Below are 23,887 nucleotides of genomic sequence, written 5' to 3'. Positions count from 1 at the left end.
GCTTGATCGGAATTGACGATGACAACCATGTCGACAGTTGGCGAGGCGCACGATGCGGGGCGGGCACATCGGGGCGGCTGGCGTCGATATCTCTATTCGACTAACCACAAAGATATCGGCACGATGTACTTCGTGCTCGCCATATGTGCAGGCCTTATCGGCGGAACCTTCTCAGTTTTGATTCGGATGGAGTTGCAGCATACCGGCCTGCAGGTCTTCACGGACCCGCACGTCTACAACGTATTCGTAACGGGCCACGGCCTGATCATGATTTTCTTCACGCTGATGCCTGCGATGATGGGCGGATTCGGCAACTGGATGGTGCCGCTCATGATCGGCGCGCCCGACATGGCATTTCCGCGCATGAACAACATTTCATTCTGGCTGCTGCCGGCGTCGTTTGCTCTGCTCATCATTTCGATGTTCGTCGAAGGCGCGCCTGGATCGGATGGTGCCGGCACCGGGTGGACGCTCTACGCCCCGTTGTCGACCGCTGGTCATCCGGGACCGGCAGTCGATTTCGTGATCTTGTCGATGCATCTCGCGGGTGCGTCGTCGATTCTCGGCTCGATCAACTTCATCACGACGATCTTCAATATGCGAGCGCCCGGCATGACGATGCATAAGATGCCGCTGTTCGTCTGGTCGGTCCTCGTCACGGCTTTCCTGCTGCTGCTGTCTCTGCCTGTACTGGCCGGCGCCATTACCATGCTTCTCACCGACCGCAATTTCGGAACGACGTTCTTCGCGCCTGAAGGCGGCGGAGACCCGATCCTGTACCAGCATCTGTTCTGGTTCTTCGGTCATCCCGAGGTCTACATCATGATCCTGCCGGGTTTCGGCATGGTGAGCCATGTCGTCGCCACGTTCAGCCGCAAGCCGATCTTCGGCTATCTGGGCATGGTCTATGCGCTGCTCGCAATCGGGGTCATCGGGTTCCTCGTCTGGGCCCATCATATGTACACCGTCGGCATGTCCAGCAGCGCGCAGGCGTATTTCGCCTTGGCCAGCATGGTTATCGCTGTGCCGACGGGCATCAAGATCTTTTCCTGGATCGCCACGATGTGGGGCGGCTCCATATCCTTTAGGACGCCGATGCTGTGGGCTGTCGGATTCATCTTCGTGTTCACCGTCGGCGGAGTTACCGGCGTTGTGCTCGCCAACCCAGGCATCGATCGATCGCTGCAGGACACCTATTACGTCGTTGCGCATTTCCATTACGTCTTGTCGCTTGGTGCCGTGTTCGCAATTTTTGCAGGCTGGTATTATTGGTTTCCGAAAATGACCGGATACATGTTCTCGGAAGCCCTCGGCAAATTGCACTTCTGGCTGACGTTTGTCGGCGTCAACATTGCGTTTTTTCCGATGCATTTTCTCGGATTGTCGGGAATGCCACGCCGAATTGCAGATTATCCGGATGCATTCGGCGGCTTCAATCAGATTGCGTCAATTGGGTCCTATCTCTCCGCCGCCGGTTTGATCACGTTCTTCGTGACCATGGTGCATGCCTTCGTCCGGAAGGAAACGGCAGCGGGTAACCCGTGGGGACCCGGCGCGACCACGCTGGAGTGGACGCTTTCGTCTCCGCCGCCGTTCCACCAATTCCAAGTATTGCCTCGGATTTCGGGAGATCATTAGGAACCACTGCGCACGTTGTCGCGAAAGAAGCAGGCGACTCAGATCGCCGCGGAAGCAAGAGGCATGACAGGACGAAGAGCGCTCTTCATCGATGGAGCCAATTTGGATCGGACGGCGAGAAACCTTGGCTTCGAGATCGATTACAAAAGATTATTGCTGGAATTCGAGAAATCGGGGGTCATAGTCCGTTCTTACTTCTACTTGGCGATAAGAGAGAGCGCGGCCGGCGGCGTTCAGCGTCTCACTGACTGGCTCGAGGTCAATCGGTTCACCGTCCGTACGAAGTTGATCAAGCGCCATGAGGATGAGGGTAGGAGGTCGAGACGCAGCATTGGTATAGACCTTCCCATTGACGCGCTTGAGATCGCTCCGCAACTGGATGAACTGTTCCTTTTCTCTGGGGACGGCGATTTTCGTGCCCTCGTCGAGGCGGTTCAGCGTTTGGGAGTCAGAGCCACGGTCGTGTCAAGTGTACAGACCGCACCGGCGATGGTATCCGAAGAGCTGAGACGGCAGGCAGACGAGTTCCTCGAATTGGCGACCTTACGAAATTCAATCGAGACATAGACGCGCTGGTAGAATTGAGAGAGTTTGCAGCGCAAAGTCGGTGCAGTATCCAAATCATCTTCTGGACTTTGAAATGCCCTGCTGGCGACCCGCAGCGCGGCGGAAACGGCGTAAAGGTGAAGCCCGATGGACGCTATCTCGTCGTGCGCAGTCACCTATGAAGGATGGCCAATCCGGATATCGAAGATGACGAGCTCTTGACGTGCGTCAAGCGCCCTTGACGGCCAAGCGGCCGCTCCGGGATGCCAAGGGCCGGCAAGGACCAGAATGCCGAAGCTCCCGCGCATCGAGCCGTGAATGAGGTAAAGCAAGCGCTGGGTAAGCGGGCCGGTCTGGTGGATGACAGGGCGCTAGAGCGGTAGCCTACCTGACTGAATCGTTTGGGATTCCCAAATCAGCGGTTTAATGATTCAAACTGTCTGCCGGGGACTGGAGGCCGGCGGGCATGGCGAAACCGCTGTCGATGGATCTTCGTGAACGTGTTCTCGGCTGTATTGAAGGCGGCGTTTCAGGCCGGCAGGCTGCTGCGCGATTTGGCGTGAGCCCGGCGAGCGTAAGCCGCTGGCGAACGCGTGAGCGCAAGCAAGGCGATGCCCTGCCGAGGGCTCAAGGGGGCGATCGCAAGTCTCACCGCATTGATGCCCATCAGGCGACGATCATGGCTCTGCTGGAGGCTTCACCCGATATCACCATCGAGGAATTGCGGCATAGCTTGAGCAAACAAGGCCTATCCTTCGGCTATGGCACGATCCGCCGCTTCTTCGCGCGTCACAAGATCACGCGCAAAAAAAGACTGCCCATGCCGCAGAGCAGGACCGTCCGGATGTCTTGAAGGGGCGCGAGGCTTGGCGCGAGCGTCAGGACAAGCTCGACCGGGATCGCCTCGTCTTCATTGACGAGACCTGGGCATCGACCAACATGGCGCGGACACATGGCCGCTGCCGGCGCGGCGAACGCCTGCGCGCCGCCATTCCGCACGGCCATTGGAAAACGACAACCTGCGTAGCTGCTCTCACCACGCACGGCATCATCGCTCCCTGGGTGCTCGACGGTCCCATCAACCGCGACGCCTTTGAGACCTATGTCGAAAAAGTGCTCGTCCCCGAGCTGCCCGAGCACGCCATCGTCATCATGGACAATCTGTCCAGCCACAAAGGGCCACGCATACGCGAGATGATCGAGGCGGCCGGCGCCACGCTCCTCTATCTCCCGCCGTACAGCCCCGACCTCAATCCCATCGAGAACGCCTTCGCCAAGCTCAAGGCGCACTTGCGAAAGGCCGCCGAACGTACCGTCGGCGGCCTTTGGGACGCGATCGGGCGCATCGTCGACACCTACACGCCCACTGAATCCAAAAACTACTTCGCCGCCGCCGGCTATTTGCAACCTGATCGGCTAACGCTCTAATGCTTCCGCACAATGCCTGGTGTACGGTACGTTATAACCGTCTACGTCAGCTCGCTTTGCGGATCGCGTTCCCCTTGGAGTTGATACAGGCCATCAAATCTTTCCAAGACTTGACGAAAGACTGGGCGCCGTCGTTCTGCAGCTTGGCAGCGAGTACGTCGATATCGATACCGACCCTCAAGAATTCGGCGAGAACCCTCTCGCAGTCTCCTCCGTCAGGATCGAGCGTCGTGTCGACCTCGCCGTGGTCTTCAAAGGCCTTGAGGGTGGCGTCCGGTATCGTATTGATAGTGAAAGGTGCCGCGAGTGCTTTGATGTAGAGGATATCGGAGGCGTGCGGATCTTTGGTGCCGGTGCTGGCCCATAGCAGGCGCTGAGGTAGTGCGCCGGCGTTGGCGGCGCGCAGGAAGCGGGGGGAGGCCAGCAACTCTCGATAAGCCTTGTAGGTCCGCTGAGCGACAGCTATGCCGAGCCGGGTTGTCAGCGCGCCCGGAACCTTGTCGGCGACTGCGACATCCCAGCGGCTGACGAAGAGCGAGGCGACCGAGGCGACTGCCGGATTCAGCCCAGCCGCGATGCGCCGCTCGACGCCGCGCAGGTAGGACTCGGCAGCCGCGACGTATTGCTCGCGTGAAAAAAGCAGCGTGACGTTGATGGGAACGCCGGCAAAGATAGCCGCCTCGATAGCAGGCAGCCCTTCCGCAGTGCCGGGAATCTTAATGAACAGGTTGGACTTGCCGCCACGCCGGTGAAGCTCGAGCGCCGCCTCGACGGTCTTGTCGCTGTCATGAGCTAAGGCGGGCGAGACTTCTAGCGACACCCAGCCGTCGATCCCGTTTGTCCGGGCGAAAACAGGTTGAAACAACTCGGCGGCGCGGGTCAAATCTGCCAAGGCCAGATCAAAAAAAGTATCCTCAGCCGATTTCGTCGGCAACGCCTGCCGGGAAATGTCGGCGTCATAGGTTGTGCTGCTGTTGATCGCATGATTGAAGATTGCGGGGTTCGAGGTCAGTCCCGTCACGGATAGTTCGTCGATGTAACGTTGCAAAGCGCCATCGTTGAGCAAATCGCGATTGATGTTGTCGAGCCACAAGCTTTGACCGAAATCGTGAAGCGTTCTTGTCGGATTCATCGCGCTACCTCCGTGTTGAATGCGACGGGCATAGACGGCGCCAGGCGATGGATGCGCTCCGGTCGTCCGACGACGGGACTGGATTACGCCGTTGTTCACCCCGGTGCACCTCAGATCTCCAAAGGCCGCGCTTACGTCACGCCGTTGGTTTTGTCTCTTGTGCGCATTTGACAAGCGACAAATTGTCTGACGCTCTATCGTGAGCCTGACGCTTACTTCAGACAAACGAAATTTCCTGAGAGTTAAGAACAAACTTCGTGCTTCGGAAGGCGGCGGAGGAACTTTAGCGTCCAAGGCGACCTGATGCGCGCGGCAAGCGGGCTTAATCCATTAAGGTTTCTAGTGGTGATGCCAGTGAGATGTCGACTCGAGCTTCGCGCGCCACTGCGAAAGATGAGCTGCTGCCGGTTTGATGGACACCGGGATTAGGTGTTTCATGAAGCCGGAGGTGGGCGATGAAGAGACGGAAGTTCAGTCGCGAGTTCAAGATCGAGGCGGTCAAGCTGGTTAGGGAGCGTGGGGTGTCGGTGGCGCAGGCCGGGCGCGACCTGGATGTCCATGAGAACGTTCTGCGCAAATGGGTGAAAGAGTTCGGCTCCGATCCGGTGCAGGCCTTTCCCGGCCACGGGCAGATGAAGCCGGAGCAGCAGGAGATCGAGCGGTTGCGCCGTGAGGTCGCCAAGTTAAAGGCCGAGCGGGATATCCTAAAAAAGGCCGCAGCCTTCTTCGCGAAGGAAGCGATATGAAGTTCGTCTTCATCGCGAAGCACCGGGCGATCTGGCCGGTGGCATGGCTATGCGATGCGCTGGGGGTGTCGCGGTCGGGATTCCATGCCTGGCTGAATCGCTCGCCCAGCGCCAGATCCCGCAGCGACGAAGAGCTCGGCGGCAAGGTGAAGGCAAGCTTCATGGCGAGCGACCGCACCTATGGTGCGCGCCGGGTGTGGCGTGATCTGCTTGCCGATGGGGCGGACTGTGGCCTCCACCAAATCGAACGACTGATGCGCCTGCAAGGCTTGCGGGCGCGGCCGCGACGCCGGCGCTTGCCGAAGGACAGTGGCGATCGACAGCTCGAGACCGTGCCGGCGAACCTCCTTGACCGGCAGTTCATTGCCGAGCGGCCGAACCAGAAGTGGATCGCCGACTTTACGTATCTCTGGACGGCCGAGGGCTGGCTCTACGTCGCAGCAGTGATCGACCTGTTCTCACGCCGGGTGGTGGGTTGGTCGATGAGCGCCGCCATGACAGCTCAGTTGGTGACCGATGCCCTGCTGATGGCCGTCTGGCGACGCGGCAAGCCGGAAGCACTGTTGCACCACTCCGACCAGGGCAGTCAGTACACCAGCGAGCAGTTCCAGCGTTTGATGGCCGACCACGGCATCGTCTGCAGCATGAGCCGTTCCGGTAATGTCTGGGACAACGCGGCGATGGAGAGCTTCTTCTCGTCGCTCAAGACCGAACGGACGGAAGGCAAAACCTACAGGACCAGAGACGAGGCACGAGCCGATGTGTTCGACTACATCGAACGATTTTACAACACGATCCGCAGGCACTCGACCATCGGCTATCTCAGCCCGGTTGAGTTCGAGCGCAAGGTGGGATTAGCTTATCCCGGTGTCCATCAAACCGGCAGCAGCTCAATTGTGAGTGAGTGCTAGGTGGGTGGTTCCAGGCAGAATAGCGGCTTCCAGGTCGGATCCGCACTACGGCACCAATCTGGCAGTGGAGATATCTCTCCGCCTCAGCTAAGCAATGAGGGTTAGCGAACCGTACCCTCCACCTTTGCAGCTGGGCCAACGAACGCGATGCTCCTCCTTGCCGTTCTCGTCCTTCCGTTCGCCGGATGCTTCATTGCGGCACTCCTGCGGGTCGATGCACGCAATGCCGAGGCATGGCTCGCCGGCGGCGTCGCACTTGCAACATTTTGTCTCATGGCTGCGGCCTATCCGAGCGTGACGAATGGCGGCGTTATCGGCTGGCGCACGGAGTGGATTTCCGAACTTGGGCTCGCCTTTGCACTGAGACTCGACGGCTTCGCGTGGGCCTTCGCCATGCTGGTCTCCGGGATCGGCTTTCTGGTGGTGCTGTATGCCCGCTATTACATGTCGCCGAGCGACCCCGTGCCCCGGTTCTTTTCCCTGCTGCTGGCCTTCATGGGGGCAATGCTGGGGATCGTGCTCTCGGGTAACCTGCTCCAGCTCGTGTTTTTCTGGGAGCTGACCAGCCTGTTTTCGTTTCTGCTGATCAGCTACTGGCACCAAAATGCGGCTGCGAGGGAGGGGGCACGCATGGCGCTGGTGGTCACCTCGACCGGAGGACTTTGCCTCTTCGCTGGCGTCTTGCTGATCGGCCACATCGTTGGTAGCTATGACCTGGACAAGGTGTTGGCGTCAGGAGAGGCGATCCGTTCGCATCCGCTCTATGTCCCCGCGCTCGTGTTGATCCTGCTGGGCGCCTTGACCAAGAGCGCCCAATTTCCCTTCCATTTTTGGCTGCCGCACGCGATGGCGGCGCCGACTCCCGTATCTGCCTATCTGCACTCGGCAACGATGGTGAAGGCCGGTGTGTTTCTTTTGGTCAGGCTCTGGCCCGCCCTCGGCGGATCGAATGAATGGCTGTGGTTGGTAGGATCGGCCGGTCTGATCACCTTTCTGCTGGGCGCGTTTCTCGCGGTATTCCAGCAGGATCTAAAGGGCCTGCTGGCCTACTCGACCATCAGCCATCTCGGCTTGATCACGCTCTTGACCGGGTTGGATACTCCGTTCGGGCAGATCGCAGCGATCTTTCACATCATGAACCATGCCACCTTCAAGGCGTCGCTGTTCATGGCTGCGGGCATCATCGACCACGAAAGCGGCACGCGCGACATTCGGCGCTTGAGCGGTCTCTACGCGTTCATGCCGATCACCGCGATGCTGGCCATGGTTGCGGCCGGATCGATGGCCGGCGTGCCGCTGCTGAATGGCTTCCTCTCGAAAGAGATGTTCTTCGCCGAGACAATCGAAGTCCATGACAATTCATTCGTCGATCAAGCGCTTCCCTACATCGTCACTGCGGCAAGCACTTTCACCGTTGCCTATTCTCTCCGGTTCATTCGCGACGTGTTCTTCGGTCCCGCCCCCGTCGGCCTTCCGCGCACGCCTCACGAGCCGCCCCTCCTGATGCGGCTTCCAGCCGAGCTTCTCGTGCTTGCATGCGTCGTGGTCGGCATCGCTCCGGCGTTGACCGTTGCACCTGTCCTCGATACCGCCGCTGGCGCCGTGCTCGGTTCCAACATGCCGGAGTACAGTCTGAGGATTTGGCACGGCTTCACGCCCGAATTGCTGATGAGCATCCTGGCGATGGTCGGTGGTGTCGGCGTCTATGTGATGCTGCGCTCCTTTCTCGTCAACGAGGGGCCGCCCCTGCTCGGCCGATTCAGCGGCAAGCGGATCTTCGACTGGATGATGGTGACGTTATCCTGGCGTCTTGCACGCTGGCTTGAGAGCAAGCTCGGGACGAGACATCTCCAGCCACAATTGAGAATCCTGGCCGGCACGGCGTTCCTCGCCGCCTTGCTGCCGCTCTATTCGCGCGGCGTCCCGATGGCGGATCCCCTGCGGTCTACATTTGATCTTGCGTTCGCTTTGCTTTGGACGGTCGGAGCCGCCTGCGCGGTCGGCGCCGCGATCCAGGCCAAATTTCATCGTGTCGTCGCGCTGATACTGCTCGGGTCTGCCGGTCTCGTGACCTGCGTCAGCTTCGTATGGCTATCGGCTCCCGACGTGGCCCTGACGCAGATCGTCGTCGAGACGGTCACGACAGTGCTCCTGCTGCTCGGCTTGCGATGGTTGCCGAAACGTATCGCCCCGGCCGGGGCGGAGGCGCCAGCCGGCAGGATTCGATGGCACCGCGTACGTGACTTCGCGATCGCGCTCTCCGTCGGTGTCGGGCTGGGGACGCTCGCGTTTGCAGCCCTGCAGCATCCCGATACGAACAGCATTTCGCGCTACTTCGTCGAAAACGCCTATGCCAAGGGCGGCGGAACCAACGTGGTCAATGTCATCCTGGTGGACTTCCGCGGATTCGACACAATGGGTGAGATCACAGTTCTCGCCGTCGTTGCGCTCACCGTCTACGCGCTGTTGCGCCGCTTCCGTCCGGCGCCGGAGAGCATCCCCATTCCCGAACAGCAGCACGCCCAGGACAGCCACGACGAGGCGCATCCCGACCGACAGAAGGGTGACACCGCCAAAGATACGACGGAGACGGCGGCGCTGATGATGAGACTGATGTTTCCCGTGATCGGTGTCGTGGCGGTCTTTCTGCTGTTGCGCGGGCACGATCTTCCGGGTGGAGGCTTCGTGGCCGGCGTCGCCATGGCGGCCGCGTTCATCCTGCAGTACATGGCTCGTGGCACGACATGGGTGGAAGCTCGTCTGCACGTTATGCCGGTACGCTGGATGGGGGTCGGGCTTCTGCTCGCCGGGTGCACGGGGGCCGCCGCCTGCGTTTTCGGATATCCGTTCCTGACCTCGTACTTTGCGTATGCCGAGCTGCCGCTGGTCGGTCGCGTCCCCACGGCGAGCGCATTCCTTTTCGACGTCGGCGTGTTCTCGCTCGTGATCGGTGCCACGGTGCTGATGCTCATCGCGATCGCGCATCAATCGCTACGTCGCTACACAGTTCCGCCTCAGAGCGGCCGAGGCTTGGCCAGTGAGCCATCGAGGGAGGAACTGGTCTGATGGAGTTCGTGCTGGCAATCGGTATCGGAACGCTTGCCGCGTCCGGCGTTTGGCTGATCCTCAGGCCGCGCACCTTTCAGGTTATCATCGGGCTGTCGTTGCTTTCCTACTCGGTAAACCTGTTCATCGTGGCCATGGGGCGAGTGCGGACGGGGGCTCCGGTGCTCATTGCAAAGGAGGCCGGAGATCCTGCGCGGTATGCCGATCCGCTTCCGCAGGCGCTGGTACTGACTGCAATCGTCATTAGTTTCGCGACCACCGCGCTGTTCCTTGTCGTGCTGCTGGCATCACGCGGCCTCGCCCGGACCGATCATGTCGACGGCCAGGAGCCGGAAGCGTGAGCGGCGCCTCTGGTCTGGTCATTGCCCCGATCCTTCTGCCCCTGCTGGCAGGTGCCGGCATGCTGCTGCTCAACGGTGAGAGGCACCGGTGGATCGTGGCCGGCCTCAACGTCTGGGCAACCGTTGCTCTCGTTTGCATTGCTATGATCCTGCTTAGAATTTCCGATACCGGCACAAGGGAGATCTATCGTCTGGGCAGTTGGCCTGCGCCGTTCGGAATTGTCCTCGTTCTCGATCGGCTGTCGGCACTAATGCTAGTTCTGACCAATATCCTCGCGCTGGCCTCAGTTGTGTACTCCCTTGCACGCTGGCACCGGGCAGGCGCGCATTTCCATTCGCTGTTTCAATTCCTGCTGATGGGCCTCAACGGCGCCCTCCTCACGGGCGATCTCTTCAATCTCTTCGTGTTCTTCGAGTTGTTGCTCGCGGCGTCATACGGCCTTCTGCTCCACGGATCCGGCCTTGCACGGGTCAAGGCAGGGCTGCATTACATCGTCGTCAACCTCGCCGCCTCGCTGTTGTTTCTAATCGGGGTCAGCTTGATCTACGGCGTAACCGGAACGCTCAACATGGCGGATCTTGCGGCACGCGTGCCGGCAGTCGCCGCCGAGAGCCGCGGCTTGCTCGAAGCAGGTGCCGGGGTGCTTGCGGTTGCCTTCCTGCTCAAGGCGGGAATGTGGCCCTTGAACTTCTGGCTGCCCACCGCCTACGCCGCCTCAAGTCCGCCTGTGGCGTCGATCTTCGCGATTATGACGAAGGTCGGCGTCTATATCGTGCTGCGCCTGTCGCTCTTGCTTTTCGGCGAGGACGCCGGCGCATCGGCCGGCTTCGGCAGGGAGTTCTTGTTGTTGGCCGGCTTGGCGACGATCCTGTTCGGAGCCATCGGCACACTGGCCTCGCAAGACACCGCTCGACTCGGCGGCTCCTCGGTGCTCATATCCTCTGGAACGGTGCTCGCCGCCACGGGGATGGGACAGGTCGGCGTCACCAGTGGAGCGCTCTTCTACCTGGTCAGCTCGACGCTCGGCATCGGCGCCTTCTTCCTCCTCGTCGAGCTCATCGAGCGCGGCCGGGAACCTGGAGCGGACATGATCGCCGTCACGCGCGAAGCTTATGGCGAGGAGGTCGAGACAGACGAAGCCGAACCGGACGTGGGCATCGCCATCGTGGCGACTATGGGATGGCTCGGCATCGCTTTCATCGGGTGTGCGCTGGTCATCGCCGGCCTGCCGCCATTGTCCGGATTTATCGCCAAATTCGCGCTGCTCGCGGCGGCGCTCCATCCGGCCGATCAGCCGGGCGGTGCCATTCCCCGCAGTGGATGGGCTCTGCTCGCGGTTCTGATCCTCTCGGGTTTGGCGACCTTGATCGCGATGGCACGCGCAGGCATCCGCATCTTCTGGGCCTCGCCCGATCGCATGGTGCCGCGCGTGCGCGTGATCGAGATGGCGCCGATCATGTTCCTGCTGTTAATCTGTGCTGCGCAGACGGTTCTGGCCGGCCCCGTGATCCGCTTTATGCAGGCCACCGCGCAATCGCTCCACGCGCCGGCGGGTTACGTCAGCGACGTCCTAGACACCGGCTCCAGCAGGCGACAAGCGGAGGGCAAATGACTCGCTTGCTGCCCTTTCCCATTGTCAGCTTCTGCCTGCTCGCGCTGTGGCTGCTGCTCAATCAAGCGGTCACCTTCGGGCACATCCTGCTCGGCAGCGTGGTCGCGCTGGTCGGCGGGCAGATGTTGAACGCGCTGGAATTACCACCCGTGCGGATCAGGCGACCGGGCGTCATTCCGCGGCTGGTAGCACTGGTCACCGTCGACATCGTCCGCTCGAACCTGGCGGTGGGCCGGATCGTTCTTGGTTTGGGGCGCCGACAGCGCAAATCGGGTTTTGTGGAGATTCCGCTCGACGTGCGCGACTCCTACGGGCTGGCCTCGCTTGCCTGCATCATTACGTCGACCCCGGGGACGTTGTGGGTGAATTTCGACGCCCAAAGAGGGGTGCTGACCATCCACGTTCTCGATCTCGTCGATGAAGAGGAGTGGATCCGCACCGTCAAGGACCGTTACGAACGTCATCTGCTGGAGATATTCGAATGAGCCAGCTCATGCTGACCTACTCGCTCCTGGCCGCGCAGGTGCTGCTGGCACTGGCCATGGGCTGCGGCGCTTTGCGCATCTTTCTCGGGCCGCGAGCTCAAGATCGCGTTCTCGGTTTCGACACGTTGTCCGTCAACGCGATGTTGTTGCTTCTGACGGTTGGGATTCGGACCGGCGAGGGGCTCTATTTCGAGGCTGCGCTGGCCATGGCCCTGTTCGGATTCGTCGGGACAGTGGCGCTCGCCAAGTTCCTCCTTCGCGGGGAGGTGATCGAATGAACGGCATCGAGCACTTGCCGCCTTGGGCTGCAGTCCTCGCAGCGGTCTTCCTTTTGACCGGCGCTGCCTTCACGCTGATCGGCTCGCTTGGCCTTTTGCGGCTCGGCTCGTTCTACGAGCGGGTCCATGCGCCGACGCTCGGAACGACGCTCGGCACCGTCTTCATCGCGGCCGCTTCGATGGTGTACTTTTCGGTCCTGGAGAGCAGGCAGGTGCTGCACGAGATCCTGATTGTTGTGCTCGGCGCCGTCACCACTCCGATGGCGCTGACCATTCTCGTCGGCGCAGCCCGCTTTCGTGACACCGCCGAACGGGCACAGCTGGGTGACCCACAGGATAGGTAGGCGGGAGCTGCTCACGCGCCGGTTCCAAGGTGGCGCTCCCCAGGGCAAGGCCGGCTAAATGCCGCAATTGATTCCCCGCGGCGCATGCCTACGTCCATTGTAGGCATGATGCTGAACTGCGTGCGCGTTCGCCGCGACTTCAGCCGGCCGATCGTCGGCCCTTGCCGGCGGACTGATCTTGGGGATGTCGCTCGAAGCTCTGCGGCATTCCAAATAGAGGACGTGATGACCAAAGTGCGACCAGGCATTCAGGAGAACCGGCTGCAAATCGGCATGTGACCCGGGCGATTCTTATCGCCCGGGCGCTGCAACTCAACGATTCTGACCCAGCCAGGAGTTCTTCATGTCTGTCTTTTTGGCACTGCTCGTCCTGACCTCGTGGATCCTGTTCATCTGGACTTATGATCCGGACGGATTCCGCACCGCCTTTGCGCGCCGCCCGCCCCCGATACCGCATCACCCGGAAGGGTGACGCTGGAAGCTGCTTCGTCACCTCGCGCTCCCGCTCCTACGGTTTTCGACCGCGACACGTTACTGCGCTCCGATCTCGGGGCTGCCTGTGTGTGGCCGCGTCATGAGCGGGCCTAAGCAATCAGATCGCCGCCTTGCCGAGATCACCTCGGCGAGGTGGCCCAATACAAGGGTTCTGACATGATCATCGTCGCTGCGACGGATTTTTCTACGCGTTCTCATCGCGCTTTGCGCCAGGCCGGCCTTCTGGCTCGCGCCCGTCGTGCCGAGTTGCACCTCGTTCACGTCGTCGATGAAGATCTGCCTAACGATCTGGTCCGCATGGAAGAGCGGGAGGCTCACCGGGTGCTGGTTGAGCAGATCGGGTCCATGGCCGAACTGCATGACGCGCGTTGCCATCCAACCGTGATCAGGGGTCACCCCTTCGACGGGATCTTGCGCGCAAGCGCCGCGGTCGGCGCCGATCTCATCGTGATGGGGGCCCATCGCAAGCAGTTTCTGCGCGACATCTTTACGGGGACCACGATCGAGCGCGTCATTCGCGGAGGAAAGTATCCCGTTCTAATGGTGAACAACGAGGCGCAGCGGCACTACGAACGGGTTCTGGTGCCGGTCGACATGTCGGAAACATCGGCCGACGCGATCCGCTTCGGTCTGTCCGCCGGGCTGTTGGAAGACGGAGCGACGCTTCTTCACGCCTTCTCGCCGCTGGCTAAGAGACGGTTGCTCAGCTCTGGTGCGAGCTCCGACGTCATCAGTGGATATGTCGATAGCGAGCGCCACGGGGCGATGGAGGAAATGAGCGCTTTTCTTGTGGCCAATGAGTTTGGCACTCAGCGATGGTCGCTTAGGGTCGACGAGGGCCTTCCGATGCAGGTGATCGCGCGTGCGGTTGCGGCAAAGCGGCCGGACATGCTCGTACTGGGTACTCACGGCCGATCTGGGTTGCTCCGAGCGTTGATTGGCAGCGTCACAGAAGAAGTTCTGCGGTCCGTGAACGTGGACGTTCTCATCGTTCCTCCCACCCGCCCTGACGTCAGACCGCCAAAGGAAGCCACGGCTGCCTCCTCTCAGGCGTGACGCGGAACGACTGGGGACTCGCCGGGAGGGGCCCAGGGTCTCAACAGCACCAGAGCGTGGGATCCCCTTGCGCAGCAGCATGGGGTCCGCAAGGCATTCGCATGTGCGCGGATCGCCGTGGCCTCCGAGATGCTCAGCCGCGCCTTCGGCCACTGTCGCGGACAGCTGATTTCCACGCAGTTCGTTTGGCTGGCCGCGTGATTTTTAGGGGATCGCTGGCCGGAGAAGTTTCCCGCAGTTGCCGGTCCAGCTCCTCGTCCAATTCTCGCTTTTCTCGCTGCTCCGATGTTTCGTATTCTTTCGGCATTATCAACCTCCGCTTTTTTAGGCGGCCGGCCGTCTTTTGCCAGAGAACCTCGGTGGCAAACGCACAAGTACCACCAAAAAGCGAGCGGAATTGAGGTTCTTGTTTGAGAAGGGCTCTGAATATTGCCCGCCGAAGAGGCGATCAATCACTGAAACCTAATGCCAGTAAGAGAGGCCCGCGGCTTTTTGCGCAGGAGAGGAAGTGCACCTCCTTCGGGCTGGGAAGGGTCTTATATTCTACTTGAGGCGCTATGCGTTGCTGACGAAATGTCGCGTTTGACTTCATGCCAGGAATGCCCACTTAAACTTTATCATGGTGAGCTTGGCAACATTCTGTCGGAGCCTGTATCTCGCAAGGTATCCGATCGCGGGCGAATAGCCCCGAGCTCAGCGCGCTTGTCCGCTCCGAGCTCGGGGTGACCGCCGGCAGGCAAACTAACGCGCATTGCATTCGGTCGAGCCCAAATCTGCCTGCAAGCGTATCAGAGTGCCCGTAGATGCGAGGCGCATGCATCCGATGTGATGAATCAAGTCCGAGCAACCGAACTTGGCCGGTCCCAGATCGGCTCAGAAGCTCGGACCGCTTCATTTCCTGGAGCAAGCTCTGCTCGAACTGGCGCGGCGATGGGACCCACACCACCAGACGAGCGGACGAAAACATCTTGTCGGGCCGACACCCGAACGCAAAAATGGAGAAGAACACGATGTCAATTACATCAACCAAGACGACGATGCGTAGTGAGATCAAGCCGCCGATAACGCTCACAGCCAATGATTACAAGCGGCTCTCGCTGCTCGCGCGAGCAGCGGAGAACAAAATGCCTGATGTGGCCTCTGTACTAACCGAGGAGCTGGAGCGGGCACACGTGCTTGCGGATGGTCATCCTGTACAAACTGTTTGCATGGGCTCTGAGGTGCGGTTCCGGGACGACTCGACCGGGACCATTCGGACCGCGACGCTCGTTTATCCGGACGACGCGGACATCTCCCGGCGAAGGCTTTCCGTCCTGACGCCCGTCGGCGCCGCTCTCATTGGCCTTAATGCCGGTAACTCGATCACCTGGGAGACGCGAACCGGCGACCTTCGGCGATTGACGGTTCTTGAGGTTCGCGTACCACAGAGTGCCTGAGGCTCCGAAGGGGAAAATGGTAATCGCGATGTAACAGCGCGGGGCAGTACTTATTCTGCCCCGCGGAACGAATAACGTGCGCGCTTGGCCCCTCAAATCTAGAGCGCAAAAAGCAGAGACGGGTGAACAACTCAGTGTTGAGTACTTGCCTCCATTACGTAGATCCAGCGGGCAGAGCTGAGCGAGACTTCCTTGAGAGCTTGATCCGGGAAGACTTTGCGCGCTGTTATCCCGACGACACAATTGATGATCTTCGGCGCCGGGCCTCCCATTCGAGGCATGACAGGGGGCTTCTTCGCGATTGGATGAGCTTAGCGGCATCGCGAGCCGGGACGTTTTCGAGCCCCATGCGATCTACTCGCGTCGCTTGAACGGATGGTTATTCTGCGGACGAGGAGCGTGGGCTTTTGTGAATGCAGTCGCATCAGCGGAACTATGTCGAACTGTTTTGCGTCCTATTCGGCGCAATGGTCGCAATGTCAGTAAGGCTATGTTGGAGTTGTTATGATTCACGCGGTTGAGCCTGATACGCACGTTACGCGGCGTTCTCTGCATGGCGGACGCTTGCAATTAGGCACTTAGCCGGACGGTAGCCTCGCCCGTCCGGACTGTCTTTCGATCCAACAGGTTGTTCCAGCGCTTCGTTGCGGGATCGCCTCCCTTTACCTTGACGAACTGAGTGTAGTGATGCCTCTGCCTTCCATCGCCCTAACCGCGTCCGACTATCCGCGCCTAGACACACTCGCGCGCGTAGCTGCACGGCAAGGAGACGCGGGTGGGGCGTTTCTGCTTGCTGAAATCGATCGAGCAAGTATCGTCTCGGATAACGCTCCCGAGGTCAAATCGCTCGTCGCGATCGGCTCGTGGGTCGAGTTCTGGACGAATTGGGGCATTCGCAGACGCACCGTGCAGTTGGTCTGGCCTGAAGTCGTCACGTCCAATCCGGCTCAGCTTTCCGTTTTGTCGGGTTTGGGCGCCGCGCTTGTCGGCCTCCGGGTTGGAGATCACATGCCATATTTCGTCGCGGAAGGAATGGATGTCCTCAGAATCGAGAGCGTGAATCAAACCGAGTGACATCCTCGTCCAACGCTGCGCTCTCGTGCGTTGCGGACTAAGTGCACCGGATCTCTGCGATGCCGCCCTTACTCACTTCGCCCGAGCCGGAGAACAGCAAGTTCGGCGGCGTTGCCCTTGGCACCGGAGCGTCCGTAGCTTGATCCGCTGCTCTTGAGATCGTACCGCTGGCCAGGTCGAGCAGCCGCCGCTTGGTGAACGGGCCCGCATTCTCCGCCAGATCGCGCGCCCGCTGCGCGAAGCCTCTGTAGAACTCTTCGACGACGCCACCCCCGCAACAATTACTGAAAGCCGGATTTCACTATCGGCCGGCGGAGAGGTCAAGAGCTGAGGAGATCGCGGACAACTTTCGGCGACACTGTTGCACCGACATCAAGCGATGAACTACGCATGCGGGTGGCAGGAAAAATCCGAGGACTGTGCTCTACGCGAGCCGAAAGCTGTGCCCGTCGTGCAGCACCGCGATGGCCGGTTGTTCCCGGCGATGCCGCGGCCGGGCGGCAGCGCTATGGTCTGCCTAAACGCGCTCGCTCGGCGACAATGAAATCGCGCTCGTACCGCAGCGACAGGGCGTAGGTGGTGGCGACCGCCGCGGTGATGAGGAGGAGGGGTGTCTCTGTGCCTCTTCGATCCGAATGGACATCGATTGCTGGAGTTGGCTCAAACTTGACCATGATGGATTGGACCGATTCGTGAGCGCGGATAGAGAGTCGAAGTTTCAACGCACCGAGCCCTCGATTGATCCTTGCTGAATTTGAACAACCGGCGGGGCTGCACCTTGTTTATCTGAAGCGGCCCGTTGTGTTGCTCTTCGGCTACCACCTCTTCCGAGCCAATCCTGCAACGACCCCTCCCGGGTCATTGATGCGCCCAAGGCAGCAAATACGGCGCTGGTGATCGCCTGCTGCTCGCTACGCAGATGATCCTCAAGAAGCTTATGCCGCGTGATGTAGCCTCCGTTCACTCCAGGAATGGCATGGTTCATCAGCAACTTGGCGTCGACTTCCGAGACTCCCGCAGCCGTTGCAATCGTACGGAAGGTCTGACGGAGATCGTTACCCCATTTCGATAGTATTTCACGATCTTCTTTCGTTTCCGCCAAATGCCCTGACGCACTGTCGGCTGGAAACACCCATCCTTGTGCTTGCAGAGGATACATTTGTTTACCGAACCGGATTGTGCGGATGAGGCAAAGGATCATCTGTCGCGACAACGGAATATCGAAGGCCTTCTTCTTACCGCCCTTTGGTTTGGGAATGTGCAGCGTGCGGCGCCGAAAATCGATGTGTTCTGGCTTGGCTTGCTGGAGCGCGGTGGGCCGAGAACCGCAAAGCAGCGTGAAGAGGTGGAACTCTCTCCGTACGGGGTTGTCGAGGGCGGCGACCTGCGCAAACCAGCCCTTTAGGTCGGCCGCTCCCATCCCGGTGTTGCGGCGCTCCTCCTCATTCCAGTCGACCGCATTGGCCGGGTTATCTGACGGCAACGACCTGTTCGTCTTCCGTGCATGATTGTAGATGGCTCGCAAGGTCCTCATACTGCCATTGGCCATGTACGGCCCGTTCTCCTTCGTAACTTGGTCGTGCTTCTTGGCTACCCGAGCGGGATCAGTTGCGAGCTCATGGAGGGGAGTATCGAGCCATTCCGCAAAAATGCGATCGACGTGATCGCGGTAGCCCTCAATGGTCTTTTCGCTGCGGTTCTTCCGGATTAGATGCGCATCGAGATACCGTTCCCAGGCCTGCTTGAGCGTGATGCTCGCAACCGTCCCGCAACTTTCCATCGCCGGAACTGGGTTCGTCCGTTCGGCTTGCTTCTCGTCGTTCGGATGCCGTCCCCGACTAATCTGGGCGAGGTACTCCTTGGCAGTGCCGCGCGCAGCTCGGGTCGACATCTCGCTGGCGTCGCCGATGGAAACCCTAATGGATGAAGCCCGCTTGCCGCCCCGCCTGAGGTCACCTTGGACGGTGAAGGTCCTCCTTCGTTTTCCAATGACAACGAAAAAGCCCTTCAATTCGGTATCGCGCGCTAGGTACCAGCCTTCCTTCGGAGCGGGTAATTGAGCGATTGTCTTGTCGGTGAGAGAGATTCGAATATCGGTCATGACGAGAGTCCACGGCCGCCAAAACGGTTTTCAAACGGTGTTGGCGGATTGACGAGTTGGAAGGTTTGAGTTCGACGGAGCGCGAACCTATGCGAGAAACACCTATAAACAAAGGGCTTCTCGAACACTCATCGTAGAGCGGCGTGCATCTAGAAACTGTGGCGAAGGGATAGTACTGAACTCTTAATCAGCGGGTCCCAGGTTCGAGCCCTGGTGCGCCCACCACCCTTAAAAGATTGGCCCGCAAGGGCTTTTTTTAATTCCTCGGCAGAACAAACCGGGTCTCGTGCGACGCTTTTGATGGTCGTACGCCGTGCGACGAGTCGGATAATTAGGCGCGAGGATTCCGCCGCTGACACGAGCGGCCAAATGAGACCCACCGGCCTGCGTTCAGCTCTTCATGCCTTCCTTTCGGACCTGCAATTCAAGCCTGTCGATACCGGAATCAGCTCGAGTCGCTTTGCGGGCGCGGTAGTGCTTCACGATAGTCTGCGCGCTTCGATATGAATGCCCGGTGACGTCGCAGATCATCAGCAAGTCGCAGCCAGCGCGATCGAGAAGCATGACGCAGGTATCGCGTAGGTCTTGGTCATGCTTTTGGCCGAGTTCCCCAGCGCCGTTGACGAACATTAGGGTGGGGCAAGGCTTCACGTGCCATGCTGTCTCGTCGCGATTGCTGTCGCGAGCGATCTGCGCATCCAGCCATTCCGCTAATGCGCGCTTGCGCTGATCGACCGCTCGAGCGGGCTGCGCTTCATTTTCCTCGAGAGGGAACGGCGCGAAGAGCTTGTCGACATCCTTAATCAGCTCGGCGTTCGATCGTTCTGCGCGTACGATTGCCTGGCGCGCGTTGTCGCGCTTCAGAAAGCCGAATATAGCGACAGCTCGGGCGGTCGACACCCAGTGGCGGTAGGTACTCTCGTCATAAGGCTCGCCATTGTCCTCATTGACCACCAGCTCGGGTGGCACCCTATCCAGTTGAAGCCGAAGCTTTAGCTCCTTTACTCGTGCACGCGAGGCATTCAGCCGCGCGCTGAGTTGCGGCGCCTCTTTTATGTCGACAAGCTCGCCAGTTTTGCTCTGCCGGAACGCGTGGCGGCCCTCGACTTCGCTCTCACTGCGCATAATTAGACGATCGGTCCGGCGCTGCCCGGTGAACAATGCCAGGTGAAAGCTATCGCCGATCGAAGACCGTTCGATCGCATCGGCTGCGGCGACCCACGCGGAAAATTCGGACATCGTAACCTGCACGATGCGTCCCTCTGGATGATCGAACTCCATGCCTTCTCGCGGATTGGGTCCGAGACGCCACAGTGTGCTTTCCTGCCCACAAGTGAATGCCGCCGAGAGCGTCGCTATCATCGAGAGCGCCATATGATGGCCGCGAGCCGTTTTCGCGTAATTGTAGAAGGCGCGGATTTCCGGTGTGCCAATTGATGTCGGCGTGGCCGTTGCAATCGCCTCGAGTTCTCATACGGGCTCAGCTACACCAAGCAGCTTGGCGGCACGGATCTCGGCACGCATCCTAGCCGCGGATTCACGTGATTGCGGTCGATACAAGATGGCGGAGATACATTTGCGATAAGAAGGTTGTGATGCGGACGACAGCACCTTGAACTCAACCGACTTACTCCAATCGTCCAATAGGTCTTCGATCGTAGAGCGCTTCCGGATCGTAATTTTCTTCGGCAGCTTGCCGGCGCGGCGCGCCGCCTCGATTTCAGACTTTCGTTTGTCTGAAAAGTCCGATGCTTCTTTGAGATTGAACCACGCACCGACTGGACGTCCTTTTTGATCGTAGGGCGGATGGCGCAAGTCGGCATCGACAAAGCCGAGAGCTCAGGCATACGCGCCGTGCGACGACCGAGGACGGCCATCACGCCACTTCACATGGGGAAACTTTGGATCGGCCATAAAAAGCCTCAGTGCCAGTAGGAGATGGCGCCCATTGGAATCTAGCGCGATCTCGTCTGTAAAGAGTCGTGCTGGCCGTAAGCTCTCCGCAGCCGCTCGCGGTGATCCTCGTCGCTTGCTGCCGGCGACGGCGCGAATGCGTCGTTAGCAATCGTCTTTGGGCGCATAGGATGATGTCGGGTAAGCCAAGCATCAAAGCCAGTGCGTTTCCCATTTCAGCGGTCCTCGCTCGCTGATCGGTGAAGGCAAGCCGTCGCGCTCGTGCCTTTGGCGGCGCGTGCGATAGAATGTATCCAGAGAGACGCCAATCGCCGCCGCGACCTCCGTCGAAGAGTAGGGTGGCTGCATCCTCTCGGGCCTTGGAAGTGGTATCGATTTCGGCATCGGTGCGCCGACAAGGCTGGAAATTTTCACCATGAGTTCGGACATGGTGAGGTTCTCACCCGCGAGTAGATAACGCTCGCCCACTCGGCCGTCCTCGCAGACCCGGACAAGGCCTCGTCCGGCGTCACCCGCAGATATTACGTTTCGTTGTCCCTCAACAAAACCTCGTAAAGTACGGTTCGCGAGTTCCAGGATAAGTCGGCCCGTTGTTCGACCCGCATCATATTCGCCGAAGGTCATTGTCGGAATACCGATGACAACGGGAAGTCCGTGTCGGGCGGCATCCCGTGCCTGCTTGTCCAAGGCCCATTTAACTTGAAGATACCGATTCAGATCGTTCGGTCGTTCGGTGTAGTCTAACTCGTCCGTACCAGGAGTGCCCTTCGGATCTGAGGGCGTGGATGTGGCGATCCGCTTCGGTCCTCAGCCGGATTCCAACCTGTCGTCACGCTTGCTTCTGGAGACGCGGGTGCTGACCGTCGCCTCTCCGACCTATCTAGTGGCGAAGGGCCGCCCCCAAAGTCCGATGGACCTTGCAACCCACGAATGCATCCAGTTCTTGGACCCGCAGCGTGGCAGGCCGTTAGAATGGGAGTTTCAGCGTTCGCCCGAGACGGTCATGGTGAAAGCAAGTGGCCGGTTTACCTTTACGGACGCGGATACGATGGTTGAAGCGTGTCTGGCGGGATTGGGATAGCCCAAGTCCTCGCCTTTGCGGTCGGAGGACTTCTGGCCTCCGGGACGCTGCTAGAGCTTTTTCCGGATTGGCCCGACGAGACTTTCCCTCTCTATGCTGTCCGACCGTCCCGGCGGTTGCCGCCTGCCAAAGTCGAGGCCTTCCTTGCGTTCTGCGAGGATATAGCGGCTCCGGGCAACCGCTAAAGCGCACTGCCGTCAACGGGACTCTACCGTCTGCATCAAGCGCCGCCCTCGCGTGTGTCGAAGTCGTTCCGGGCCGCCATGATCTCGCCGACATGCGCTCGCGCCCAATGGCTCGATCGCCTGCCATAGGGTGCTGCCGAGCGGCGTCAGTTCGTAATCCACCCGGGGCGGCGCGTACGGAAATGAGGGCCAGGTGATGCAATCTCTTCCGGTGCGAATCGTGACGCGTGGGAAGCAAGCGCGCTGCTTGCGTCGGGCGCATGAGTTTCGAGTCAGGAAGAGGCGATCCAACCAGCCGCGATGGGCACGAGGTAGATGGTCCGCCACCGGCCAAGGAGCGCGGCTCCGACGCCTGGCGCAATCATCGGAACGATGTTCACCGCAAAGACCACATTGGACATCTTTGCGCGTGCGGCCGCGCCGGCCGCGGCTACTTCAGCAGCCCGGAGATCCTCGCCTGCCACGAGGCCGGCATCACAGTAACTCTGCCCAAACCGATGACTTCGGGCGCCAAGTCGGACGACGCTTCGGTAAGCAGGACTTTGTCTATTGCCGGAGAAAGACGCCTATCGTTGTCCGGCCGGGGAGCGACTGCCGTATCGCTATACAAACGAAGAAGCCGACAGATGCTGCGGCGCTACTGGACGAACCCCTGTAAGAATTGTTCGATCAAACCCTAGTGCACGCCCGGGTCAGAGCGACGGATCATGCGATGGGAGTATGAGGATCTGCTCGACGTTGTGCAGCAGCGGCTCGACACGAATCCGCTCGCTATGCACCTTCGTCTCCAGCCTGTCGGGCATCCGTTCGGCACGATGAAGACACGCGTGGGAGCGACGCACTTCCTGACCAAAACTCTTCCAAAGGTAGCCGCCGAGATGGCCCTCTCGGTTGGCAAACAGTCTACGGGACCGCGAGCAGCGACTGGTCGTGTGGCGCCGTGCCCGCACCATTGCGAGCCGACGCCGGCGACTTTTGGCGTCCCGGACAGCGTCGAGGGAAAACGAGTAGCTCCGTTTGTTAAGCTGGCGAAGCCAACCGGCTTGCGGTTCCTTTATAAAAATTCGCAAATACCAACGTGCCATTCGGGGGTTGGCACGCTAGGTGTGCATCGTTCGACGTTGCGCGATCGCGTGTGTAGTCGGAAGTAGCGCCGATATCGTGCCGAAGCAGAACAGCAATGTAGGGCGGACGAACCCTCATGATCTCTGGTATCGCAGTGAATGCCGTAAGTCTAACCCATTCCCTCACCATGAAGGCGGAGTCAAATCCGAACACGTCGATGCCGCGGCTTTGGCAAGATTGGTTGGTGAAAGCCGGGCATTCCCGCCTTATCCCGACGGCGACGCTAACATTCGATCACTTCTTCCTGACGATTCAGGCGGCGATCGATGGCTTGGGCGTAGCAATGGGACCGACCGCTCTGATCGGCGATGATGTCGCCGCGGGCCGCCTAATCACTCCGTTTCCAGACGTCAGCCTTCCAGCGAGGAGCTACTTCGCGTACCTGCCCGCAGGGAGCGAGAGCGATTCACAGACAGCAGTGTTTTGCGATTGGCTGGAAGAAGAGGGACGGCAATCGGCTGGCGAACCAACGGCCACATGACAGGGGCGAATAGGGTGGAGAGCCGGCTGGCACCTCTGCCTATTCGTAGACAACTGATCCGCGGTGTCGTCTCGTTCATGAACTTATCGCATCGAGCTCCTGCGATTCGCGCGCGGCGTTTTGATATTGCGGGGACCATACGTCGAGCCGCTCATTCAAGAGCCGAGACGACGATCACGCCACCTGCGCTCGTCTCGCCTCCGCTATCCCGGCCAGCTCAGACGAGTCGAGCGCTACCAGCAAAGCTCGCCGCGCAAAGGGGCGCATTGCCTCACCCAGAATGTTACCGGAGAACTGACCGTCAGGATTGGGGCGACGATACCGAATCGGATCGGTGTCGCCGATGGCAGGACGGATCAGCATGGGTGCGCGGCGCGAACTCACGGCGGCGGTGGTCGAGCGCTATTGATC

Annotated in this window: 20 protein-coding genes and 2 pseudogenes; 17 read left to right on the top strand and 5 right to left on the bottom strand. The window is 60.1% G+C overall.

Annotation, left to right across the window (positions count from 1 at the left end; genetic code table 11):
* The first annotated feature begins 18 nt into the window (after nt 1–18).
* The 3 genes from ctaD to ABIG06_RS02190 all read left to right on the top strand — a co-directional run bounded on the left by ctaD (nt 19) and on the right by ABIG06_RS02190 (nt 3,612).
* On the top strand, nt 19–1,638 hold the full coding sequence (gene ctaD / locus ABIG06_RS02200; protein WP_370133823.1) for a cytochrome c oxidase subunit I: 1,620 nt from the start codon (nt 19–21) through the stop codon (nt 1,636–1,638).
* 63 nt (nt 1,639–1,701) lie between these two features.
* Complete coding sequence (locus ABIG06_RS02195; RefSeq protein ID WP_370133820.1) at nt 1,702–2,205, top strand: NYN domain-containing protein; 504 nt, start codon at nt 1,702–1,704, stop codon at nt 2,203–2,205.
* A gap of 445 nt (nt 2,206–2,650) precedes the next feature.
* Nucleotides 2,651–3,612 (top strand): IS630 family transposase gene (locus tag ABIG06_RS02190; RefSeq protein WP_370133817.1). Its coding sequence is split into 2 segments (ribosomal slippage): nt 2,651–2,987 and nt 2,987–3,612, totalling 963 coding nucleotides; the frame shifts between segments, so codons are not numbered across the junction.
* Nucleotides 3,613–3,658: 46 nt separating this feature from the next.
* Here the strand turns inward: ABIG06_RS02190 and tal are convergent.
* Nucleotides 3,659–4,744, bottom strand: coding sequence for a transaldolase (gene tal / locus ABIG06_RS02185; protein WP_370133814.1), 1,086 nt, complete (start codon nt 4,742–4,744; stop codon nt 3,659–3,661).
* Between the two features lie 455 nt (nt 4,745–5,199).
* Between tal and ABIG06_RS02180 the strand changes: the two genes are divergently transcribed.
* The 11 genes from ABIG06_RS02180 (at nt 5,200) to ABIG06_RS02130 (ending at nt 16,589) form a co-directional block, all read left to right on the top strand.
* Nucleotides 5,200–6,401, top strand: a protein-coding gene (locus tag ABIG06_RS02180) for an IS3 family transposase (RefSeq protein WP_370133813.1) whose coding sequence is annotated in 2 segments (ribosomal slippage) — nt 5,200–5,449 and nt 5,449–6,401 — 1,203 coding nt in all. Because the reading frame shifts where the segments join, the coding sequence is not laid out codon by codon here.
* A gap of 147 nt (nt 6,402–6,548) precedes the next feature.
* Nucleotides 6,549–9,467: a monovalent cation/H+ antiporter subunit A gene (locus ABIG06_RS02175; protein WP_370133811.1), complete on the top strand. Its 2,919-nt coding sequence runs from the start codon at nt 6,549–6,551 to the stop codon at nt 9,465–9,467.
* Nucleotides 9,467–9,808 (top strand): Na+/H+ antiporter subunit C, encoded by a 342-nt coding sequence (locus ABIG06_RS02170; protein WP_104463919.1) that lies wholly within the window; start codon nt 9,467–9,469, stop codon nt 9,806–9,808. Before ABIG06_RS02175 ends, ABIG06_RS02170 begins: the two co-directional genes overlap by 1 nt.
* Complete coding sequence (locus tag ABIG06_RS02165) at nt 9,805–11,421, top strand: monovalent cation/H+ antiporter subunit D (RefSeq protein WP_370133809.1); 1,617 nt, start codon at nt 9,805–9,807, stop codon at nt 11,419–11,421. The genes ABIG06_RS02170 and ABIG06_RS02165 overlap by 4 nt, the downstream gene beginning before the upstream one ends.
* A complete protein-coding gene (locus ABIG06_RS02160) occupies nt 11,418–11,906 on the top strand; it encodes a Na+/H+ antiporter subunit E (RefSeq protein WP_370133806.1) in 489 nt (162 codons plus the stop codon). The genes ABIG06_RS02165 and ABIG06_RS02160 overlap by 4 nt, the downstream gene beginning before the upstream one ends.
* Entirely contained in the window at nt 11,903–12,184 is a 282-nt protein-coding gene (locus ABIG06_RS02155) for a K+/H+ antiporter subunit F (protein ID WP_370133803.1), read from the top strand. Before ABIG06_RS02160 ends, ABIG06_RS02155 begins: the two co-directional genes overlap by 4 nt.
* A complete protein-coding gene (gene mnhG, locus ABIG06_RS02150) occupies nt 12,181–12,528 on the top strand; it encodes a monovalent cation/H(+) antiporter subunit G (RefSeq protein WP_370133801.1) in 348 nt (115 codons plus the stop codon). Before ABIG06_RS02155 ends, mnhG begins: the two co-directional genes overlap by 4 nt.
* A gap of 343 nt (nt 12,529–12,871) precedes the next feature.
* A complete protein-coding gene (locus ABIG06_RS02145; RefSeq protein ID WP_370133799.1) occupies nt 12,872–13,000 on the top strand; it encodes a hypothetical protein in 129 nt (42 codons plus the stop codon).
* 179 nt (nt 13,001–13,179) lie between these two features.
* Nucleotides 13,180–14,079, top strand: coding sequence for a universal stress protein (locus tag ABIG06_RS02140; RefSeq protein ID WP_370133796.1), 900 nt, complete (start codon nt 13,180–13,182; stop codon nt 14,077–14,079).
* Nucleotides 14,080–15,074: 995 nt separating this feature from the next.
* Nucleotides 15,075–15,515: a nucleoside diphosphate kinase regulator gene (gene rnk / locus ABIG06_RS02135; protein WP_370133794.1), complete on the top strand. Its 441-nt coding sequence runs from the start codon at nt 15,075–15,077 to the stop codon at nt 15,513–15,515.
* Between the two features lie 687 nt (nt 15,516–16,202).
* Complete coding sequence (locus ABIG06_RS02130; protein WP_370133792.1) at nt 16,203–16,589, top strand: GreA/GreB family elongation factor; 387 nt, start codon at nt 16,203–16,205, stop codon at nt 16,587–16,589.
* A gap of 718 nt (nt 16,590–17,307) precedes the next feature.
* On the opposite strand, the gene ABIG06_RS02125 is transcribed toward ABIG06_RS02130, so the two are convergent.
* From ABIG06_RS02125 to ABIG06_RS02110, 4 genes are all read right to left on the bottom strand, one after another.
* The gene (locus tag ABIG06_RS02125) at nt 17,308–18,690 is read right to left on the bottom strand and encodes a tyrosine-type recombinase/integrase (RefSeq protein WP_370133790.1); all 1,383 of its coding nucleotides are present in this window, start codon (nt 18,688–18,690) and stop codon (nt 17,308–17,310) included.
* A 390-nt stretch (nt 18,691–19,080) separates the two neighbouring features.
* On the bottom strand, nt 19,081–19,971 hold the full coding sequence (locus ABIG06_RS02120) for a hypothetical protein (RefSeq protein ID WP_370133788.1): 891 nt from the start codon (nt 19,969–19,971) through the stop codon (nt 19,081–19,083).
* Between the two features lie 189 nt (nt 19,972–20,160).
* Nucleotides 20,161–20,505 carry a hypothetical protein gene (locus ABIG06_RS02115; RefSeq protein WP_370133785.1) on the bottom strand — a complete coding sequence of 115 codons (345 nt, stop codon included), beginning with the start codon at nt 20,503–20,505 and terminating at the stop codon, nt 20,161–20,163.
* Between the two features lie 291 nt (nt 20,506–20,796).
* A complete protein-coding gene (locus tag ABIG06_RS02110) occupies nt 20,797–21,399 on the bottom strand; it encodes an NAD-dependent epimerase/dehydratase family protein (protein WP_370140763.1) in 603 nt (200 codons plus the stop codon).
* On the opposite strand from ABIG06_RS02110, the pseudogene ABIG06_RS02105 reads away from it, so the two are divergent.
* From ABIG06_RS02105 to ABIG06_RS02095, 3 genes and pseudogenes are all read left to right on the top strand, one after another.
* Nucleotides 21,365–21,870, top strand: a pseudogene (locus ABIG06_RS02105) (substrate binding domain-containing protein). The gene ABIG06_RS02110 and the pseudogene ABIG06_RS02105 sit on opposite strands and share 35 nt — an antisense overlap.
* 419 nt (nt 21,871–22,289) lie before the next feature.
* A pseudogene (locus tag ABIG06_RS02100) lies at nt 22,290–22,763 on the top strand (transposase); the annotation flags it as partial.
* A gap of 308 nt (nt 22,764–23,071) precedes the next feature.
* Nucleotides 23,072–23,476 carry a LysR substrate-binding domain-containing protein gene (locus tag ABIG06_RS02095; RefSeq protein ID WP_370133783.1) on the top strand — a complete coding sequence of 135 codons (405 nt, stop codon included), beginning with the start codon at nt 23,072–23,074 and terminating at the stop codon, nt 23,474–23,476.
* Nucleotides 23,477–23,887 lie beyond the last annotated feature (411 nt).

Origin of the sequence: Bradyrhizobium sp. USDA 326, assembly GCF_049739485.1 — a bacterium.
In the GTDB taxonomy this organism is placed as follows: domain Bacteria; phylum Pseudomonadota; class Alphaproteobacteria; order Rhizobiales; family Xanthobacteraceae; genus Bradyrhizobium.
This window is presented reverse-complemented; position numbering and strand designations above follow the sequence as displayed.

Coding starts and splice junctions, on each gene's coding strand:
- ABIG06_RS02155 (WP_370133803.1), top strand. CDS start 11,903: ATGAGCCAGCTCATGCTGACCTACTCGCTCCTGGCCGCGCAGGTGCTG.
- ABIG06_RS02195 (WP_370133820.1), top strand. CDS start 1,702: ATGACAGGACGAAGAGCGCTCTTCATCGATGGAGCCAATTTGGATCGG.
- ABIG06_RS02170 (WP_104463919.1), top strand. CDS start 9,467: ATGGAGTTCGTGCTGGCAATCGGTATCGGAACGCTTGCCGCGTCCGGC.
- ABIG06_RS02125 (WP_370133790.1), bottom strand. CDS start 18,690: ATGACCGATATTCGAATCTCTCTCACCGACAAGACAATCGCTCAATTA.
- tal (WP_370133814.1), bottom strand. CDS start 4,744: ATGAATCCGACAAGAACGCTTCACGATTTCGGTCAAAGCTTGTGGCTC.
- mnhG (WP_370133801.1), top strand. CDS start 12,181: ATGAACGGCATCGAGCACTTGCCGCCTTGGGCTGCAGTCCTCGCAGCG.
- ABIG06_RS02095 (WP_370133783.1), top strand. CDS start 23,072: ATGATCTCTGGTATCGCAGTGAATGCCGTAAGTCTAACCCATTCCCTC.
- ABIG06_RS02175 (WP_370133811.1), top strand. CDS start 6,549: ATGCTCCTCCTTGCCGTTCTCGTCCTTCCGTTCGCCGGATGCTTCATT.
- ABIG06_RS02130 (WP_370133792.1), top strand. CDS start 16,203: ATGCCTCTGCCTTCCATCGCCCTAACCGCGTCCGACTATCCGCGCCTA.
- ABIG06_RS02140 (WP_370133796.1), top strand. CDS start 13,180: ATGATCATCGTCGCTGCGACGGATTTTTCTACGCGTTCTCATCGCGCT.
- rnk (WP_370133794.1), top strand. CDS start 15,075: ATGGAGAAGAACACGATGTCAATTACATCAACCAAGACGACGATGCGT.
- ctaD (WP_370133823.1), top strand. CDS start 19: ATGACAACCATGTCGACAGTTGGCGAGGCGCACGATGCGGGGCGGGCA.
- ABIG06_RS02145 (WP_370133799.1), top strand. CDS start 12,872: ATGTCTGTCTTTTTGGCACTGCTCGTCCTGACCTCGTGGATCCTGTTC.
- ABIG06_RS02160 (WP_370133806.1), top strand. CDS start 11,418: ATGACTCGCTTGCTGCCCTTTCCCATTGTCAGCTTCTGCCTGCTCGCG.
- ABIG06_RS02120 (WP_370133788.1), bottom strand. CDS start 19,971: ATGGAGTTCGATCATCCAGAGGGACGCATCGTGCAGGTTACGATGTCC.